General features: G+C 39.0%; 12 protein-coding genes, 1 tRNA gene, 1 pseudogene and 1 riboswitch. Of the genes and pseudogenes, 4 read left to right on the top strand and 10 right to left on the bottom strand.

Going from position 1 to position 17,360, the window contains the following annotated elements; all coding sequences use genetic code 11:
* Positions 1 to 81: 81 nt before the first annotated feature.
* Positions 82 to 597 (top strand): hypothetical protein, encoded by a 516-nt coding sequence (locus tag ACNKXV_RS04120; RefSeq protein ID WP_417906436.1) that lies wholly within the window; start codon positions 82 to 84, stop codon positions 595 to 597.
* Here ACNKXV_RS04120 and ACNKXV_RS04125 read toward each other — a convergent pair.
* Together ACNKXV_RS04125 and ACNKXV_RS04130 are read right to left on the bottom strand one after the other, a co-directional pair.
* Positions 584 to 2,551 carry a protein-disulfide reductase DsbD family protein gene (locus tag ACNKXV_RS04125; RefSeq protein WP_417906971.1) on the bottom strand — a complete coding sequence of 656 codons (1,968 nt, stop codon included), beginning with the start codon at positions 2,549 to 2,551 and terminating at the stop codon, positions 584 to 586. The two genes, ACNKXV_RS04120 and ACNKXV_RS04125, sit on opposite strands and share 14 nt — an antisense overlap.
* A 131-nt stretch (positions 2,552 to 2,682) precedes the next feature.
* Positions 2,683 to 3,879: a GAF domain-containing sensor histidine kinase gene (locus ACNKXV_RS04130; RefSeq protein ID WP_417906437.1), complete on the bottom strand. Its 1,197-nt coding sequence runs from the start codon at positions 3,877 to 3,879 to the stop codon at positions 2,683 to 2,685.
* A gap of 172 nt (positions 3,880 to 4,051) precedes the next feature.
* Between ACNKXV_RS04130 and ACNKXV_RS04135 the strand changes: the two genes are divergently transcribed.
* Entirely contained in the window at positions 4,052 to 4,903 is an 852-nt protein-coding gene (locus ACNKXV_RS04135) for a bile acid:sodium symporter family protein (RefSeq protein ID WP_417906438.1), read from the top strand.
* A 330-nt stretch (positions 4,904 to 5,233) separates the two neighbouring features.
* A riboswitch (SAM-I-IV-variant riboswitch) is annotated at positions 5,234 to 5,331 on the top strand.
* Positions 5,332 to 5,386: 55 nt separating this feature from the next.
* Entirely contained in the window at positions 5,387 to 5,785 is a 399-nt protein-coding gene (locus tag ACNKXV_RS04140; RefSeq protein WP_417906439.1) for a hypothetical protein, read from the top strand.
* A gap of 67 nt (positions 5,786 to 5,852) precedes the next feature.
* Here ACNKXV_RS04140 and ACNKXV_RS04145 read toward each other — a convergent pair whose 3' ends face one another.
* From ACNKXV_RS04145 to ACNKXV_RS04180, 8 genes and pseudogenes are all read right to left on the bottom strand, one after another.
* Positions 5,853 to 7,085: a cation:proton antiporter gene (locus ACNKXV_RS04145; protein WP_417906440.1), complete on the bottom strand. Its 1,233-nt coding sequence runs from the start codon at positions 7,083 to 7,085 to the stop codon at positions 5,853 to 5,855.
* 108 nt (positions 7,086 to 7,193) lie between these two features.
* On the bottom strand, positions 7,194 to 8,132 hold the full coding sequence (locus ACNKXV_RS04150; RefSeq protein WP_417906441.1) for a hypothetical protein: 939 nt from the start codon (positions 8,130 to 8,132) through the stop codon (positions 7,194 to 7,196).
* Between the two features lie 3 nt (positions 8,133 to 8,135).
* Positions 8,136 to 9,607: pseudogene (locus tag ACNKXV_RS04155) on the bottom strand (MBOAT family O-acyltransferase).
* 189 nt (positions 9,608 to 9,796) lie between these two features.
* A tRNA-Asp gene (locus ACNKXV_RS04160) sits at positions 9,797 to 9,870 on the bottom strand.
* 86 nt (positions 9,871 to 9,956) lie between these two features.
* Entirely contained in the window at positions 9,957 to 10,886 is a 930-nt protein-coding gene (locus ACNKXV_RS04165; RefSeq protein ID WP_417906442.1) for a DUF58 domain-containing protein, read from the bottom strand.
* Positions 10,887 to 10,967: 81 nt separating this feature from the next.
* Positions 10,968 to 11,285 (bottom strand): thioredoxin, encoded by a 318-nt coding sequence (trxA, locus tag ACNKXV_RS04170; protein WP_143409930.1) that lies wholly within the window; start codon positions 11,283 to 11,285, stop codon positions 10,968 to 10,970.
* 289 nt (positions 11,286 to 11,574) lie between these two features.
* Positions 11,575 to 15,960 (bottom strand): DNA polymerase III subunit alpha, encoded by a 4,386-nt coding sequence (gene dnaE / locus ACNKXV_RS04175; protein ID WP_417906443.1) that lies wholly within the window; start codon positions 15,958 to 15,960, stop codon positions 11,575 to 11,577.
* A 281-nt stretch (positions 15,961 to 16,241) separates the two neighbouring features.
* Positions 16,242 to 16,688 carry a ferritin-like domain-containing protein gene (locus ACNKXV_RS04180; protein WP_417906444.1) on the bottom strand — a complete coding sequence of 149 codons (447 nt, stop codon included), beginning with the start codon at positions 16,686 to 16,688 and terminating at the stop codon, positions 16,242 to 16,244.
* Between the two features lie 274 nt (positions 16,689 to 16,962).
* Between ACNKXV_RS04180 and ACNKXV_RS04185 the strand changes: the two genes are divergently transcribed.
* Positions 16,963 to 17,360, top strand: a 398-nt coding sequence (locus ACNKXV_RS04185) for a 30S ribosomal protein S16 (protein WP_417906445.1), incomplete at its 3' end; no start/stop codon positions are given.

Raw genomic sequence — 17,360 nt, forward strand, 5'->3', positions numbered from 1 at the left:
TTAATTCTCATTTACACGGATTAAGATCACAACTGCAGGGAGTAAGATCATTTTATTTATCTTGAACAACAAACCTTTCAGATGAATAAATTAAGATTTTTCTCCCTGATTTTTTTTATAACATTTTTTGGAAATGCTCAGCAAACCGATTGTGCTTGCTGCACTCCTAATCATTCTCAATTTGATTTCTGGATTGGCGACTGGGAAGTTTTCAATGAGAAAGGCAGTAAGATTGGGGAAAACCTCGTGAAAAAACTTGAAGACAATTGCATTTTAAACGAAAACTGGAAAGGTGAATCTGGTACCACCGGGAAAAGCTATAATTATTATGACCCAAAAACCGAGACCTGGAATCAATTGTGGCTTAGTAATACAGGAAATATCCTTGAATTGACCGGATCGCTGGAAAACGGGAAAATGGTATTAAAAAGCGAAATACAGCAGGGAGATAAAGGAGAATATTACAATAAGATAACCTGGACGCCCAATCCCGATGGAAGTGTAACTCAACTTTGGGAAATACTGGACGCACAAGGAAACAGCATCAATTCGGTATTTACTGGAATTTACAAACGAAAAAACACTATTGAAAAATAGAAGTCTTTTCACTACTTAATCCTTCTACTTCTTCCGTTTTAAAATTTTCTATTCCCGATTCCAGCCATTGCAGGTAATTATCGGCATCGGGTTCGTATCCTATTGGAGGGAGAAGGTTTTCCTCATCATGATCTAACAACACATAATACGGCTGGGCATTTGCCTTATATCTGGTTATTTGAAAGTCACTCCACTTATTTCCAATGGTCTCGATTTCCTTCCCGGTGGTTTTGGAAACATACTGCTCACTTTCCGGCAAGTCACGTTTATCATCCACATACAGGGAAATAAGAACAAGTTTATTTTTTAGAACATCCAGCACGGGAGCTTCGCTCCATACGCGTTCTTCCATCTTTCGGCAATTTACACAGGCATGACCTGTGAAATCAAGCAATACAGGTAAGTTCTTTTCCCTGGCATAAGCCATCCCTAAGTCATAGTCATGAAATGAAAGGATATCATGAGGACCTAACTCCGCTCCCTTCGGTAAACCTTCAGAAAAAGACACACTTCCCGCAGAACTGCCTCCTACACCATCTGGTGATTCACTATAATGTAATGGTGGCGGGAAACCGCTTATCAGCTTCAGGGGAGCTCCCCATAAGCCCGGAATAAGATATATTGTAAAAATCAAGACGATTAGACCGGTTAACAAGCGGCCTACAGAGATATGATCTTCTTTTGAGTCATGAGGTAAACGCAATTTCCCAAAGAGATAAAGCGCCAGTAACCCAAAAATCCCTATCCAGATCGCAAGGAATATTTCCCGTTCCATAATATGGAGTTGCAATACCAGATCTGCATTCGATAAAAATTTAAAGGCAAGGGCAAGTTCCAGAAATCCAAGCGTAACCTTTACCGTATTTAACCAACTTCCGGACTTTGGCAAAGTATTAAGCCAACCCGGGAATGCAGCGAATAACCCGAATGGCAGGGCAATCGCCAGAGAAAAACCTAACATTCCAATTATAGGCGCCGTTCCTCCCTTTGAAGCCGCTTCTACCAACAAAGTTCCAACAATTGGACCTGTGCAGGAGAAGGAGACTATGGCCAATGCCAGAGCCATAAAGAATATTCCAATCAACCCGCCTTTATCTGCCTTGGAATCAATTTTAGTTCCCCAACTACTTGGGAGAACAATTTCAAAAGCCCCCATAAAGGATATCGCAAATACCACCAGCAAAATAAAGAACAGTACGTTGAACCAGACATTCGTGGAAAGTGCATTCAGAGCATCGGCCCCAAAAATCACAGTTACCAGGGTACCAAGTAAAACATAGATTATTACAATGGAGACACCATAAAAGATGGCATTCTTAATTCCCGCAGCCCGTGATTTACTTTGTTTTGTAAAAAAACTTACCGTCATGGGTATCATTGGAAATACACAAGGGGTAAGTAAAGCTGCAAAACCTGAAAGAAATGCAATTATAAAAATTCCCCAATAAGATCTTTTCTCTTCCGTGGTAATATCAAGAGCCTCAGCTTCTGTAGCTTCAGATCCTTCACCGGAAGTCAATCCCGCCGGTTCACCCTTAAGCCTAAATTCGAATTTTTCGGTTTCAAAAATACAGGCTTTATCGTCACATACCTGATACTCAACTTCTGCTTTTATAAGGTTTAGAGTAGTATCCTTTAATTTGACCCTTTGCGTGAAAGTGGCCATATCACTGAAGTAAGTAAGGTCCATTTCAAAAACCTTATCATATTCCGTTACCGCTTCGCTTTCTTCAGTTTTACCGACTAATTCATATTTATCTTCAGCATTATCAAAAATGAAAACCGTAGGTAAGGCCGCTCCTTCAGGCAAGGTCTGAGAATACAGGTGCCAATTGTTTTCAATGATCGCATTAAATACCAGTTCGTATTCTTCCGAAGAAATCTTTTTAACCTCTGTATCCCATTGCACCGGCTCATAAATTTGAGCCTGACTAAAAAGTCCGCTTAGGAGCATAAAAAAGAGAATACTTTTCCTCAACAGGTTTCCTATCTTATTTTCCAATATGATGTCTAATTTTAATGAAATGCGACCAAATTTAATGATTTTAAACAGAATTAGCTTTCTGTTTAAACACCAATCCGCGATTACTTTATTGGCAGTTTAATATCAATTTTTGTTCCTTCTTTGATCACAGAAGTGATATCCATATCGCCTTTTAATTCCTGTACCATTTCATGTACAAGTTCCAGCCCAAGCCCAAAACCTTTTTCACCTTTGGTTCCCTGGGAAGAATTATGATTTATTTTTTGCAGTTCCTGCAAATCTGCCTCAGAAATACCAATTCCACTGTCTTCAATTATAAAATTCAAACACCTTCCTCTGGAGGAATTAACGATGTCAAGATTAACCTGGATTTCACCTCCGGATGGAGTAAATTTTATAGCATTGGAGATAAGATTCCCAAAAATTGAGAGCAATCTCCTTTTTGGAAAACTATACCTTATTTTATCTTCCTTTAGCAGAATATTTAGCTCTATTCCTTTAGACTTAGCCAGCAATCTGTAAAGTTTAAGCAATTTGGCCTTTAAGTCCTTAAGATTAAAACTGGCCTCTTTATTTGTAAAATTTGTGGAAACCTCACTCAAAATATCATCGGTAAGCTCCAGTAAACTCCGGCCAGATTCTTTGATAAGCTTAAAATATTGTTTCATCTCCTCACGGTCTGGATCATCATCTTCCACCAACTCGGCAAGATTGGTAATCCCGTTTAAAGGTCCCCGCACGTCATGAGCCAGCTGATTTTTCACCTTGATCATCTTATTCAAATAGTGAATATTATCATTAAGCTTACGGTTATTTTCCAGTTTTGAAACAACCTCTACGGCAATCAACTTAAGCAGTTGTTTGTTTTCAGAACTTTGAGGTTTGGAAGTCTTGTTTACAATGCATAATGCTCCAATATTTTCCCCTGAGTTTAACTGAAGAGGAATCCCCATATAATAGTTAAATCCCGAATCTCCTTTGGAACTCACTTTTTCCTTATAATAATCATCCTTATCCAATTCCGGAATTTCAAGAATATCATTAGACTGAATGGTCTTATTACAAAGCGACTCCTCTCTGGGTATTTGCATCAGTTGACCAATATGGGAGGTAACCGTCCATTGAAAATAATTATCAATGAGATTAATCAAAGCAGCATCGGTTCCGGAAATTAAAGCTGTAAGTTCCACCAACGATTTAAATTCCTGCTGTAATTCAGCATAATCAAGATCAAACTCACTAAGCTTTTTAATCCGCCGATATTCATTTATCCGGCTATTCACATCAAGGTTCAACATAGGTAAATTTTGGGTGCGCAAATATAGCTCTAAACTTTTACTAAATTGCAACGGAAACAAGCACATCCATATTCTTAATTACTGAAGATCAACACAACTATAAGATATAATGCAATACCAATGGGTATTTTAAAATCCCGATACAGCTTTGGATAACATTCAAAACATTTTAATGCCCGCTACTATTACCCTTATCATGCTGGGTATTGGTCTGGAATTAAAATTCAGAGATTTTATAAGGGTATTTACCAAACCAAAAGCCATACTTATTGGCTTAGGCTGCCAGCTATTTCTGCTTCCCGGTATCGCCCTGGCGCTTATTTACTACTGGCCCATGGAGAATATTTATAAAGTTGGCGTTATGTTACTTGCCGCCTGTCCCGGGGGCACGGCCTCCAACCTGGTCACCAAAATGCTGGGCGGAAGAATCGCACTATCTGTATCGCTCACAGCTTTTAATAGTTTCCTTATATTATTTACCATCCCAGTAATTGTAGAATTGAGCTATTTTCTGTTTAGCAACGGCACCCAGAGTTTAGATCTTGGATTTTGGGAAACGGCAAGGGAAATTCTGTTAACCGTTCTGCTACCCGTACTAATTGGGATAATTATAGGTGGTTTTCTCACCGATTCTCAGCAACAAAAATTACACAAACCGCTACGAATTCTTTTACCATTGCTTCTCTTAGTCGCAGTATTTGCAGTGATATCCCTGGACGATTCAGAACAAAACATTCATTATTTAAAATATGTGCCATTATTATTACCACTCTTCCTACTGAATATACTTACAATGATTGCCGGATTCATAACAGCAAAAAGTCTTCAGCTAAGGCACAGGTCTGCCTACACCATTGCTATAGAAATGGGGCTTCAAAATAGCGTGCTTGCACTTTATATTGGCAACCAGCTTCTTCAAAATCAAAATATAAGTTTAATGGCAATTTTATACGGGAGCTTTTCACTCCTCACCACTTTTGGGCTGGCTTACATATTGAAGCGCTTTCAGTTTTATGAAAAATAGCTTAAAGATTTTTTGAAAACAGTCGAATATAAGTGGTTATGATCTTCCTTAACTTCCAATGGGCTAAAGAAAGATAAATGGAATTCACGATGGCCAAACCAGCTAGAATTATTGAAGAATATAAAAGTAAGGTTTTCATATCTGATGGGTTTTGCGAAGAATCTACACAGGCACCATTCAGGATGAAAATGTTATCAACGTTTTACCCCACAAACCTAAACCATAACATTTTCCCGTATTACGGTTAGCATTATATTCTTACCGTAATCCCTTCTTTTAATTGGATTTACGACAATATTTTCAACAGAATTAAAAATTTTCATATGTTTGTGTCATCATTTAGAACCTCTTTAATGAGGTAGCAACCAGCGATAACAAGCAACGGTGCTAAAGCAATGAGCCTTGCAAAAGGAAACAAAATGTTAACTTATCCTTTTCATTGTTTATAAGCTTTTCTGAATGGTATCAACTAAACATACCATTATGGAAGAATCAAATGAACTTTTGCATTACGAGGATAGGGAAATCCTTAAAATAAGTTTCTCAACGCTCATTATAAGAGTGGCAAGCTTAAATGAAAAATATGGAAGCCTGGCCAGATTTGCTGAGGCCGCCAATTTATGGGGGTCTACCAACGGAAAGCTTTATTGTTTAAGCGAAATGATGATGCCTCCACCTTCAATCGACAGAATTATAGACGACCTACTTCACCCCATGGGAATGATCCATAAGGAGGATTTTGCGTTTGCCTATGAATATCTGTTAGGTAAATGTGAGATTAGCAGGAAAATGGTTGATCAACCAATTCCCGGAATTAAAGACATTTCATGGTTAGGGAGTAAAGTGAATTATCAGGGGAATTTTATCTGGTATAAAGATTAAAATCCCCTCGTGAAGCATAAAACTTCGTTCCTGAAGTTCAATTAAATCTTTAAAAATTATCAGATCTCTATTCTTGATCTTCTACCTGTTTGCCATATATTTTTTCAAAAGGCAGACTTGTGATTCCATGGATTAAAGTGGAACCGGTAACGATCAAAACGGTATAAACCCAAATGTCATCAAAACCGGTTTTCTCTTTTACCTCAAGGGCATAATACAATGCCGCCGCCCCGATGGGTCCAAACCATCCGAGGATCAAACCATCCTTCAATTTAAAACCATAATTTTTTAAAACAGGTTGAAGTAGTAAAAATGCGGGTAGTCTTCTAAAAAGGAGGATTCCGGCGATAAGCATTACAGCTGTCCAGCCCATTACCAACCAGTCTTTCCATGGTAAAATAATACCCAACAGGAAGAAAACCGGAATGGTAAAAATTCGTTCCATAGATTCCTGAATCCTCTCTTCCTGCATGTCTTCATTTTTATCAAGATGTTTTGTAAAACCTATTCCGCCGGCGAAAACCGCCAGAATCCCGTTCATTCCTAATATTTTAAATCCCGATAAGAGAAAAAAGGAAAGAGCAAGAGAAAATGGAAGCAGGGATTTTTTATTCATGATATTTCTTTTGTTGGTAAAATGCATCAGTCGACCGAATATAAGTCCTACCACATAGCCAGCAATTGCACATAAAACGGTAGCATAGAGAATATCATTTAATAAGAAAGAGCTTACTGGCAAACCTTCAAAACCGTCAAGAAATAAATAAATGCTCAACAGTACCAGAGGGTAAGCCAATCCGTCATTACTTCCCGATTCAAATGAAATGGTATTTCGCAATTTCAAAGGCATATATTTTTTAGCCTTGTCTCCGGCAATCAAAGCAGAAGCAATTACCGGATCTGTTGGAGTAATAACCGCTCCAATGAGTAAACTTTCAGAAAGAGACAGGGATCCGGTAAACCAGTAAAAAACAAGAGTACTAAGGCCACACATAAGCAGCATTCCCGGAAACAGCACCCACAGCTGACTCCCTAAATTCTTCCAAATAAAACCACCGGATAATCTAAGAGCGGTAGCCATTAAAGCCATGGCTATGGTAAACTCACAGGAAATTTTTATGATTTTAAATTGATCTTCAGCTGAAAGATTAACAATATTCAAACCTATAGGACCAAGGAGAACACCAGTGGCAAGTGCGATTAGCGGCCCCGTAAGAAATACATTTTTCAGCCATTTGAAAAAGGCTCCGGACCCCAACACCAACAGACTCGCAAAAAAAATGATCAACATATAATCCATCCGAATACTTTATAATCCGAATTTAGGGTTTTACCGGATATTTTCAAGCCTAAGCGTTGGAATAATGCCCCAGGATAGTTATGGAGGATTTAAAACGATTTGAAGGGCTCAATTAGTCAATAAGCCATTTATTTTAGCCATTTCTTCATTAATCAAATCTTGCGGATTAACTTGTGCTAACAATCCATCCTGCAGAAGCTGATCAAACCAAATGGAGAATTTTTCTGCTCCCTGTGCATTTAAATGCTCAGGATCGGCAAAGCCTTCATCGGCTATTGGAAACTTTGAAAAATCTAAATATTTCACATTACCAAATCGCTCCTGCCTTACTTTTTTATAAAGTTCTTCAGCTTTGAAACCCTGATAGCTTTTATGTAATGGGCTTCTTACCAAAACAACTTCCACACCATACCTTCGGCACAGCAAAATCATTTTATTTAAATACTCAAGATTTACTTCTGCCACCGGAATGGATGGAATATCAACAGGTTTAAAAATTTCATCTGGATCAAAATTTTGCGGAAGATTTTTCTGTAATTTTTGATAACCCCCGGTTTTATCAGTAAGATCCATCCCATTGGCTACTGTTACCAGAGACCTTTTTAGAATTGCTGTTAATGATCCTTTATAATCCTTTGGATTATTACGATATAGGATTTCATGAGAATCTGAATCCATATAAAAAGCATAGACCGGAAAATACTCTACTATTTTTTCCTCTCCCCACACCCAGTTTTCCCGTTGTTCCACAATGTCCAGATTCGAATATTCTATGAAAACCGTTTTAAGTTGCGGATTATCTTTAAGAATTTCTTTAAGCTTAAAATAATTATAGAAATAAGACTGACCGGAATTTGACTTATTGGAAAAACCCGCAATCAATTCGTCATTAAAAGAACATTCAGAATGTGAATGCCCTACTACTATGGAAGAATAGCTTTGGTCAAGTTGAAAATCTGATTTGTATCGAGTAAGAAGAACACAAGTGATTATAACCAAAAACAAAATGGATATAAAAACGAAAAAATTATAGAGTAGCTTTTTCATTTTTTAAAACTGAAAATATATAAACGGTTCTTCGCGAGCCCCAAACCATATGATCGCCAACACAATTAAATAGTAAAACCCAAAGCGTAAAGGCTTGAACTGTAATCTTTCCAGATTCGCAATGGCAAATTCCCTATCTCTACCCATCCACTCTACAACCAGAAATACAGCAATCACAATCATAAGATATAAAGCTTCTATCCCGAATACATTTTGAGGAATTACAAAAAGAGAATTGGTAAAAATACCGGAAACATAATTTAATGCATGGTCCAGATTTTCTGCCCTAAAAAAGATCCAGGCCAAAACAGTAAATAGAAAGGTCACCCCTATAGAAAATAAGTCTTTAATTCGAGGTATGACAGAAGCGGTAGCCGCTTTACTCTTCATAAAATAAGACGGAATCAAAAACAAGGCATGTAAAGCTCCCCAAATTAAAAAATCCAGTTAGCACCGTGCCACAAACCACTCAGGATAAAAACTATAAAAATGTTCCTTAAGGTTCTGTACACCCCACCTTTATTTCCTCCTATTGGTATGTATAAATAATCCCGGAACCAGGTAGACAGGGAAATATGCCAGCGTTGCCAGAATTCTTTAAAATTCCGTGAGAAATAAGGATAGGCGAAATTCTTCTGAAGTTTAAAGCCAAGGAGTCGGGAGGTCCCTATAGCGATATCCGAATATCCGGAGAAATCCCCATAGATTTGAAAAGCGAAAAAGAACGTCCCCATAACCAAAGTCATTCCTTCATACTGTTCTGAATTATTAAAAATCAGGTTAGCATATCGCGCTGAATTATCGGCAATCACGATTTTCTTAAATAAACCCCATAAAATTTGTCTTAAGCCACTCACTCCGGAAGAGTATCTTAACTCACGTTTTGTCAGGAATTGTGGCAAAAGATTGGAAGCCCTCTCAATTGGACCCGCTACCAGCTGAGGGAAAAAACTAACGAATGCTGAAAATGCAAGAAGGTTTTTTGTCGGTTTAATTTTACCATTATATACATCAATGGTATAACTCATGGTTTGAAATGTATAGAAACTAATCCCGACAGGAAGTATAATCTCCAGGCTGTCATAACCCAGCACGGGTTTTAAACCCGGGACCATAGAATGGAAAGAATCTACAAACCAATTATAGTATTTAAAAACTCCTAACATCCCGAGATTGACCAGGATGCTTATACTTATTAGCACTTTTCTGGATCCATCCCGGTTTGCAGAACTTAAACCAAGTCCTACAAGATAATCTACAATGGTGCTTAAAATGATTAATGACAAAAACCTGTAATCCCAGCAGGCATAAAAAAAGTAGCTGGAAGCAAGAATTAAAATGTTTTGCCAACGAAGGTCACGGTCTTTCAATAGCCAGTATAGCAGAAAAACCAAAGGGAAGAAAAGGGCGAATTCTATTGATATAAAGGACATCCGGGAGAAAAGTAGTAAAAAATTATCTTTCCAAAAACCCAAACACCCCAAAAACAAAAAAGCCTTCTTCCACCAAGTGGAAAAAAGCTTTTCATTGGTTAGCCAAAATCCTCACAACACAGGATTATAATTCGGCTAACTACACATTCCCCTCTCAGGGAACAAACAACACAACTAATCTTTAGCGCCAAAAAAAGCTCCCCATTGTAGGAGAGCTTCTTTGCAACTTTGCGGTCTGGACGAGACTCGAACTCGCGACCCCCTGCGTGACAGGCAGGTATTCTAACCAACTGAACTACCAGACCGTTGCGTTATTGCGAGGGCAAATATACGCCCCTTTTTAGATTCACCAAACCTTTTTTTAAGTTTTTTTCAGGAAAAAAATCACCACCTATCCAAACTTTTGTTTTTCAAGTAAATAGGCCGTAATTATTTTTTCAAAATTTTCATTGATGTTTGCCCCCACATATTTAATCCGGTATTTGGCACACTGCATTTTAAGATCTGCAAGGTATTTCGCCACCGCTTTTTTATAATTTTCGCGGATATTTTCAGAATACAGATCCACCTCAGCCCCTGTTTCCACATCGGTAAACCTGCGCGGAGTGTTCCCAAAACTAAAATCCAGCTCCCTTTTTTCATCTATAACATGAAAAAGGATCACTTCATGCCTGTTATATTTTAAATGCCGTAAGGCTTCAAACAATTTTCCTTCTTCAGCATCTGCCTGAAACATATCTGTAAAAAGGAAAATCAGCGAACGTCGCTTCAATTTTTCAGCGATCTGGTGTAAATAAGTATAAGTATCTGTATTCTTTCTTTTGGAAGAATCGGTTAAAACCTCATCCAGCTTGTTCAGTAACATATGATGATGCCGCTCACTGGACTTCTCCGGGGCGTAAAATTCAAATTCATCACTATACACACTTAAGCCAACCGCGTCTCTCTGCCGCTTTAAGATCTCCATTAGGCAGGCACAGGCCAGTACCGAAAATCCAATTTTATTAAGAGAGTCCAGACTCTGACTTTTCATCGCCGGATAATGCATGGAAGCAGAATTATCCAGAATAAGGTGACACCTTAAATTGGTTTCCTCTTCATATCGCCGTGTATACAGCTTATCTGTCTTTGCAAACAGCTTCCAGTCAATATGCCGGGTACTCTCACCATTATTATAGATCTTATGTTCGGCAAATTCCGCAGAAAAACCATGAAACGGACTCTTATGTATCCCGGAAATATAGCCTTCCACCACTTGTTTTGCAAGCAGGTCAAGATTTAAAAATCCGCCGGTTTCGTGAAGTTCTCTTTCTATATTCATCAGGACTATGAAAGTACCTAAACATTAGGAATAAAAAAAGCCCCGCAAATTGCGAGGCTTATATTTATAAAGATTCAGTTATTACAATAACTGGTCTATTGCATCTGCATAAGTTTGTTTTGGAGCAACTCCAACCTGACGTCCTACAACTTCTCCGTTTTGGAAAACAAGCACAGTCGGGATATTTCTTACTCCGTATTTTGCAGCGAATTCCTGGTTAGCGTCAACATCAAGCTTCCCAACAACAGCTTTCCCTTCATATTCCGAACTAATTTCGTCAATGATTGGTCCAACCATTCTACAAGGTCCGCACCATGCAGCCCAAAAATCTACCATTACAGGTTTATCACTTTTAAGTACCTGCTCTTCAAAATTCGCGTCAGTTATTTCAACAGCCATAATATGTTATTTTTTTTATGTTTTTAATTTGATTCGTAAAAGTAGTCAATAAAATAAATAATTCTTACATAAGCAATATTGCATTTGACTATGAGCTTATTGGTTAGTTTTATCCGGGGTCCCCACCCTCCGCTCCCGCTTCGGGTGGCCGGGCTTTCGGCGCTACACGGTAGCTTGCCTCAATCCCTGGCCCACATATTAACTTCACCGTAATCCTGTCCCGATGCTTCGGGAGTTTCAGGATCTGTTTGTAAAGAAGCTGGAAAAATTTCAGCTTGACAAAATAAAGTTAATTCAACTTATACATAAACTGCTCTTTCTCCAATGCTTCGATCAACTCTTGGGAGATCCTGATCTTGTGTTTCCTGCTCGGCATCCTTAGTTTAACCTGCTCCTTCATTTCATACACCACGAAATTCAAATGACAATCTCCTTTGTGAGAAGTAAAAGTATCTCTAAGCCATTCGATCTTTTCATTTTTAAGATCATCAATATTTAGCTGAATGGTGAGCTTTTTCGCATTTTTATCCATTACATCCTGCAAAAGATTCATATCGCGAAACTGTATTCTTGGCTCTCCTTTTTTCCCTGTGTCCTTATTGGTCCAGCCTTCTTTTACAAAAACCTTCATGTGGATAAAGTTATTAGGAACAAAGAAATGCTTCATTCTTAAATATTCTTCTCCAAAAATTTTGAATTCATAGGATTCATCGTAATCTTCAACCGTAAAGATCGCCCAGCCTTTTCCGTTCTTCGAAACCCTGTGCTGCACCTCTACCACCACACATCCAATAGTAAGGTCACGGTTCACGATAGCCTCCAGATTTCTGAAATCTGATAATTTCCCGTTACAGAAATAGTTCATTTCTATCTTGAAATCGTCCAGAGGGTGACCGGAAATATATATCCCCACCACCTCTTTTTCGCGGCGTAGTTTTTCCATGGTTCCCCATTCTTCACAAGGCGGAACTTCCGGTTCCGGGATCTGCACATCGCTGGCCTCCCCAAAAAGACTTACCTGTGAGGAATTCTGACTTTCCTGAAACTTCTGCGCATACTTCACCACCTTTTCCAGGAAACTCATCCCGTTCCCGTCATCATGAAAATATTGCGCTCTGTGGGTAGTTCCAAAACCATCAAAACCTCCCGCCAAAGCAAGGTTCTCAAATGCCTTTTTATTGGCAGCTCGAAGATCTATTCTTTTGGCCATATCGAAAATGGATCGATATGGACCTTCTTTTGTTTTTCTATTCTCTACAATGGTCGCAACAGCTCCGGAACCTACTCCTTTGATGGCTCCCATTCCAAAACGGATCGCGTTCTCCTTGTTTACCGAGAATTTATAGTAAGATTCATTCACATCCGGCCCAAGAACATTCAACTTCATGCGCTTACATTCTTCCATAAAGAAAGTAACCTGCTTAATGTCGTTCATGTTGTTTGAAAGCACCGCCGCCATATATTCAGCTGGATAATGTGCTTTTAAATATGCCGTTTGATAAGCGATCCAGGCGTAACAGGTCGAGTGAGATTTGTTGAAAGCGTAAGAAGCAAATGCCTCCCAGTCTTTCCATATCTTTTCCAGCACTTCAGAAGGATGCCCTTTAGCTTCTCCTCCACCAATGAATTTAGGCTTCAATTGCGCCAAAAGTGCCACCAGTTTCTTACCCATGGCTTTACGAAGCATATCGGCTTCACCCTTGGTAAATCCTGCGAGCTTCTGTGAAAGAAGCATCACCTGCTCCTGGTAAACCGTGATCCCATAGGTTTCTTCCAGATATTCTTTCATTTCCGGCAGGTCATAAGAGATCTCTTCGTCCCCATGCTTACGGGCAATGAAACTTGGAATATACTCCATCGGGCCTGGACGATATAAAGCGTTCATGGCAATAAGGTCATCAAAAACCGTTGGTTTTAAAGCCTGCATGTGCTTCTGCATCCCGGGAGATTCATACTGAAATATCCCAATCGTCTCTCCTCTCTGGAATAATTTATAGGTTTCCTCATCATCCAGCGGAAAATTATCCGGATCCAGATCTATATCGTGTCTTCCTTTTACAATTTTAACCGTGTCCTTTATTAAGGTCAGAGTTTTTAATCCCAGGAAATCCATTTTCAGCAGTCCTGCACTTTCCACAACCGAGTTATCGAACTGGGTCACATAAAGATCGGAATCCTTGGCTACCGAAACCGGCACATAATTGGTAATATCACCCGGAGTAATGATCACCCCGCAGGCATGGATTCCCGTATTTCGAACTGAACCTTCCAGGATGCGGGCCTGGTTCACTGTTTCAGCTTCAAGATCGTCTCCTTCAGCAATGTTTAGTAGCTCATTAATTTTTTCGATCTCGTCTCCACGGAATTTAGACCTGATGGTTTTTTCATCCATGGCAAACAACTTTCCAAGTTTTGTATTCGGAATAAGTTTGGAGATTCTGTCGGCTTCCATTAAAGGCAGATCCAACACCCGAGCGGTATCACGAATAGAGGATTTTGCCGCCATGGTACCATAAGTAATGATCTGCGCTACCTGATTTGCGCCATATTTCTTGATCACATAATCCATTACCCGGCTTCGGCCTTCATCATCAAAGTCAATATCAATATCGGGCATACTCACACGATCCGGATTCAAAAATCTCTCAAAAAGCAGATCGTACTTGATGGGGTCGATATTGGTAATTCCAAGACAATAGGCCACTGCAGAACCTGCTGCAGAACCCCGTCCCGGCCCAACCGAAACTCCCATTTCCCTGGCTGCTCTAATAAAATCTTCCACAATAAGGAAGTATCCCGGGTATCCGGTATTTTCAATTACCGAAAGTTCGAAATTAAGACGCTCTTCAATATCAGGGGTGATTTCAGGATATCGCCTTTTAGCACCTTCAAAAGTGATATGTTTTAAAAAGGCATTCTCTCCTCTTTTTCCTCCATCTACAAGATCTTCTTCACTTTGAAACTCTTCCGGAATTTCGAATTTTGGAAGCAGTACGTCCCTGGCCAATTCATATGGCTCAATTTTATCTACAACTTCCTGGATATTACTAATAGCTTCGGGCAGATCTTTGAACAGACTTTTCATTTCGTTCCCGCTCTTGAAGTAATACTCCTCATTAGGCAGTCCGTATCTGTATCCACGACCACGACCAATAGGCGTAGCCTGTTTCTCCCCGTCTTTTACACAAAGCAAAATATCATGCGCATTAGCATCTTCCTGCTTCCAGTAATAGGTATTATTTGTCGCAACGAGTTTTACATCATGTTTCTTAGAGAATTCAACCAGCACAGGATTCACCCTGTTCTCGTCTTCCTGATTGTGACGCATGATCTCTATATAAAGATCATCCCCAAACTGTTCTTTCCACCAAAGCAATGCTTCTTCCGCCTGCTTTTCTCCAACATTCAGGATCTTACTGGGCACTTCACCATAAAGGTTACCCGTAAGCACTATAATATCTTCTTTATATTCTTTAATGACTTCCTTATCTATACGAGGCACATAATAGAACCCATCTGTATATGCTTTGGAAGACATTTTTGCAAGATTATGATAACCTTTTTTATTCTTTGCGAGAAGCACCACCTGATATCCGTTGTCCTTCCTACTCTTATCCAGATGATTTTCACAAACAAAAAATTCACACCCCAGGATTGCCTTTAATGGCTTTTTGAGATCTTCCCCATTTTCCTCGGCGGTTGCGTTATGCTCTTTTACACTCTTATTATAGGTTCCCACTTCTTTTACAAAGTGGAATGCCCCCATCATATTAGCATGATCTGTAAGGGCCACCGCACCCATATCCTCTTCAGCAGCAGCGGCAACAAGATCTGGAATACTAATAGTTGATTGTAAAACTGAAAACTGAGAGTGATTATGTAAATGGGCAAAAGGAACTTCGTCAAGTTTCTCCAGATTCTCCTGGATCTCCTCATGAGATATATCATCTGTAGGCTGCTGCTTTTCCAGCCTTTTTCTAATTTTATCTGAAGCCTTTTTAAGGTTGATATGCTTCAACCCTATCAGCTCAATTCGTTGCGGATTTTTAGCTGAAAAATTCTCAAAATAATCGGGCGCTACATCCAGCTGCTCAACTGTATAAATTCTTTGACGAATTAATTCAAGAAAACAACGGGTAGTTGCTTCCACATCGGCAGTTGCATTATGCGCTTCAGCAAAGGCCTCATCAAATAAAAATTCGTGAAGCTCGGTAAGTGTTGGTAATTTGAATTTTCCACCTCTACCTCCGGGAATTTTACAAAGTTCTGCAGTAGTCTCTGTACAGGTGTCCAGCACAGGCATTTCCTGTAAAGAATTCTCAAAATCTCTCCTGATGAATTCTGCACCCATAATATTAAGGTCAAACCCAACATTTTGACCCACTACAAATTTGGAACGTTTAAGCGCCGCATTGAATTTCTCCAGCACCTCATCTAAAGGAATACCCTGTTCTCTGGCAAGATCTGTAGATATACCGTGGATTCGTTCAGAATCATAAGGAATGTCAAATCCATCCGGCTGCACCAGATAATCCTGATTCTCGATGAGATTCCCCATCTCGTCATGTAACTGCCAGGCGATCTGTATACAGCGAGGCCAGTTATCAGAATCGGTTAACGGGGCGTCCCAGCGCTTGGGAAGACCGGTGGTTTCGGTATCAAAAATGAGGTACATTCCTTAGTTATTTATGCCTTAATGAAGAAAATTGAAGGTTTGCAAAATTAAACCATTCAGGCTAAAATAAGGAACTTTATTCCTGATTTAAAACTTTGTTTTAAGGAATTATCAACCAATAAAAAACCTCACAAATTTCTGAATACTCAGAAGATCTGTGAGGTCTGATGCGAACATTAAAAACTACTACTACTTCAATCAAACATTGTTCGCATCTCTAGTTTTAAACTTCAGTCCTAATTGGGGAATTAATTCCGGAAGACTAAACTAAAACATTATTTTTATGCCTGTTTTTCAAGCGCTTTCACTTCATTTAGAGCGGCCACGATGGAATTTTTCTGTTTCATTAGGATATTTGCCGTAGAAGCCGGAATTTCAGCATCCTTCAAAATATCTTCATAATCTTCTACTGCAGCTTTTTCTCCTCTAATTGCCTCTTCAAGAACCGCTTCATCCTTATCACCGGATAGACTGGCTTTCAAATTCATCCATGATCTGTGTGCATCTGCAGCAAAACTGGTTCCTTCTTCAGGAGTTTCACCAAAATTACTGATCTCTGATTTTAACTGATGTCCAAAATCATATCTCTCCTGCGCACGAGAAGTAAAGAATTGTTTTAAACGTTGATTTTCTACTTTCTCTGCTGCCAATTTGTATCCTTTTTCAGCATCATAATTCTTTTCCAGCAACTCATTAAGTTTTTTGGAAACATCTTTTGAATAACTCATAGCTTATATTTTTTTCAATTTTTATTTGAGTAAATATAAGACGTGAATATTGCGATAACAACCTATTTAACAGGGTTTAGCACTAATTAACCTCTTTTAACAGCAGTCAGTTTTTTAACTAAAATAAAACCAAAAAGCCACAGAATATCGCTCACTTTTCAAGGCCGGCCTTGCCTCTATAAATTAAAACCGCAAACTCCTAAAAATTAGAAAAATGTCGTATCTTTGCCCACTTATTAATAACCGGGGTCGCGAACCCCAAAATTTAATTTTTATGCCAGTAAAAATAAGATTACAAAGACACGGTAAAAAAGGAAAACCTTTTTTCTGGATCGTAGCTGCGGATACCCGCGCTAAAAGAGACGGTAAATTTTTGGACAAATTGGGAATCTACAACCCTAACACAAACCCTGCAACTATCGAATTAGATGTAGACGGTGCGGTTAAGTGGTTACAAAACGGTGCTCAACCAACAGATACCGCTCGTGCTATCCTTTCTTACAAAGGAGCTTTACTTAAGAAACACCTTGCTGTAGGTGTGAAAAAAGGAGCTTTGACTGAAGAGCAGGCTGAAGAGAAATTCAAGGCCTGGATGGAAGAAAAAGAAGGAAAAGTAGATGCTAAGAAAGATTCTTTAGACAAAGCTAAAGAAGCTGAAAAAGCAAAAGCTCT

The sequence above is a fragment of the Christiangramia aquimixticola genome, from assembly GCF_048285835.1.
Classification (GTDB): domain Bacteria; phylum Bacteroidota; class Bacteroidia; order Flavobacteriales; family Flavobacteriaceae; genus Christiangramia; species Christiangramia aquimixticola.

Bases quoted from the DNA above. Each gene is read 5' to 3' on its own strand.
- ACNKXV_RS04120 (WP_417906436.1), top strand. From the start codon at position 82: ATGAATAAATTAAGATTTTTCTCCCTGATTTTTTTTATAACATTTTTT.
- ACNKXV_RS04125 (WP_417906971.1), bottom strand. From the start codon at position 2,551: ATGCTCCTAAGCGGACTTTTTAGTCAGGCTCAAATTTATGAGCCGGTG.
- ACNKXV_RS04130 (WP_417906437.1), bottom strand. From the start codon at position 3,879: ATGTTGAACCTTGATGTGAATAGCCGGATAAATGAATATCGGCGGATT.
- ACNKXV_RS04135 (WP_417906438.1), top strand. From the start codon at position 4,052: ATGCCCGCTACTATTACCCTTATCATGCTGGGTATTGGTCTGGAATTA.
- ACNKXV_RS04140 (WP_417906439.1), top strand. From the start codon at position 5,387: ATGGAAGAATCAAATGAACTTTTGCATTACGAGGATAGGGAAATCCTT.
- ACNKXV_RS04145 (WP_417906440.1), bottom strand. From the start codon at position 7,085: ATGGATTATATGTTGATCATTTTTTTTGCGAGTCTGTTGGTGTTGGGG.
- ACNKXV_RS04150 (WP_417906441.1), bottom strand. From the start codon at position 8,132: ATGAAAAAGCTACTCTATAATTTTTTCGTTTTTATATCCATTTTGTTT.
- ACNKXV_RS04165 (WP_417906442.1), bottom strand. From the start codon at position 10,886: ATGAATATAGAAAGAGAACTTCACGAAACCGGCGGATTTTTAAATCTT.
- trxA (WP_143409930.1), bottom strand. From the start codon at position 11,285: ATGGCTGTTGAAATAACTGACGCGAATTTTGAAGAGCAGGTACTTAAA.
- dnaE (WP_417906443.1), bottom strand. From the start codon at position 15,960: ATGTACCTCATTTTTGATACCGAAACCACCGGTCTTCCCAAGCGCTGG.
- ACNKXV_RS04180 (WP_417906444.1), bottom strand. From the start codon at position 16,688: ATGAGTTATTCAAAAGATGTTTCCAAAAAACTTAATGAGTTGCTGGAA.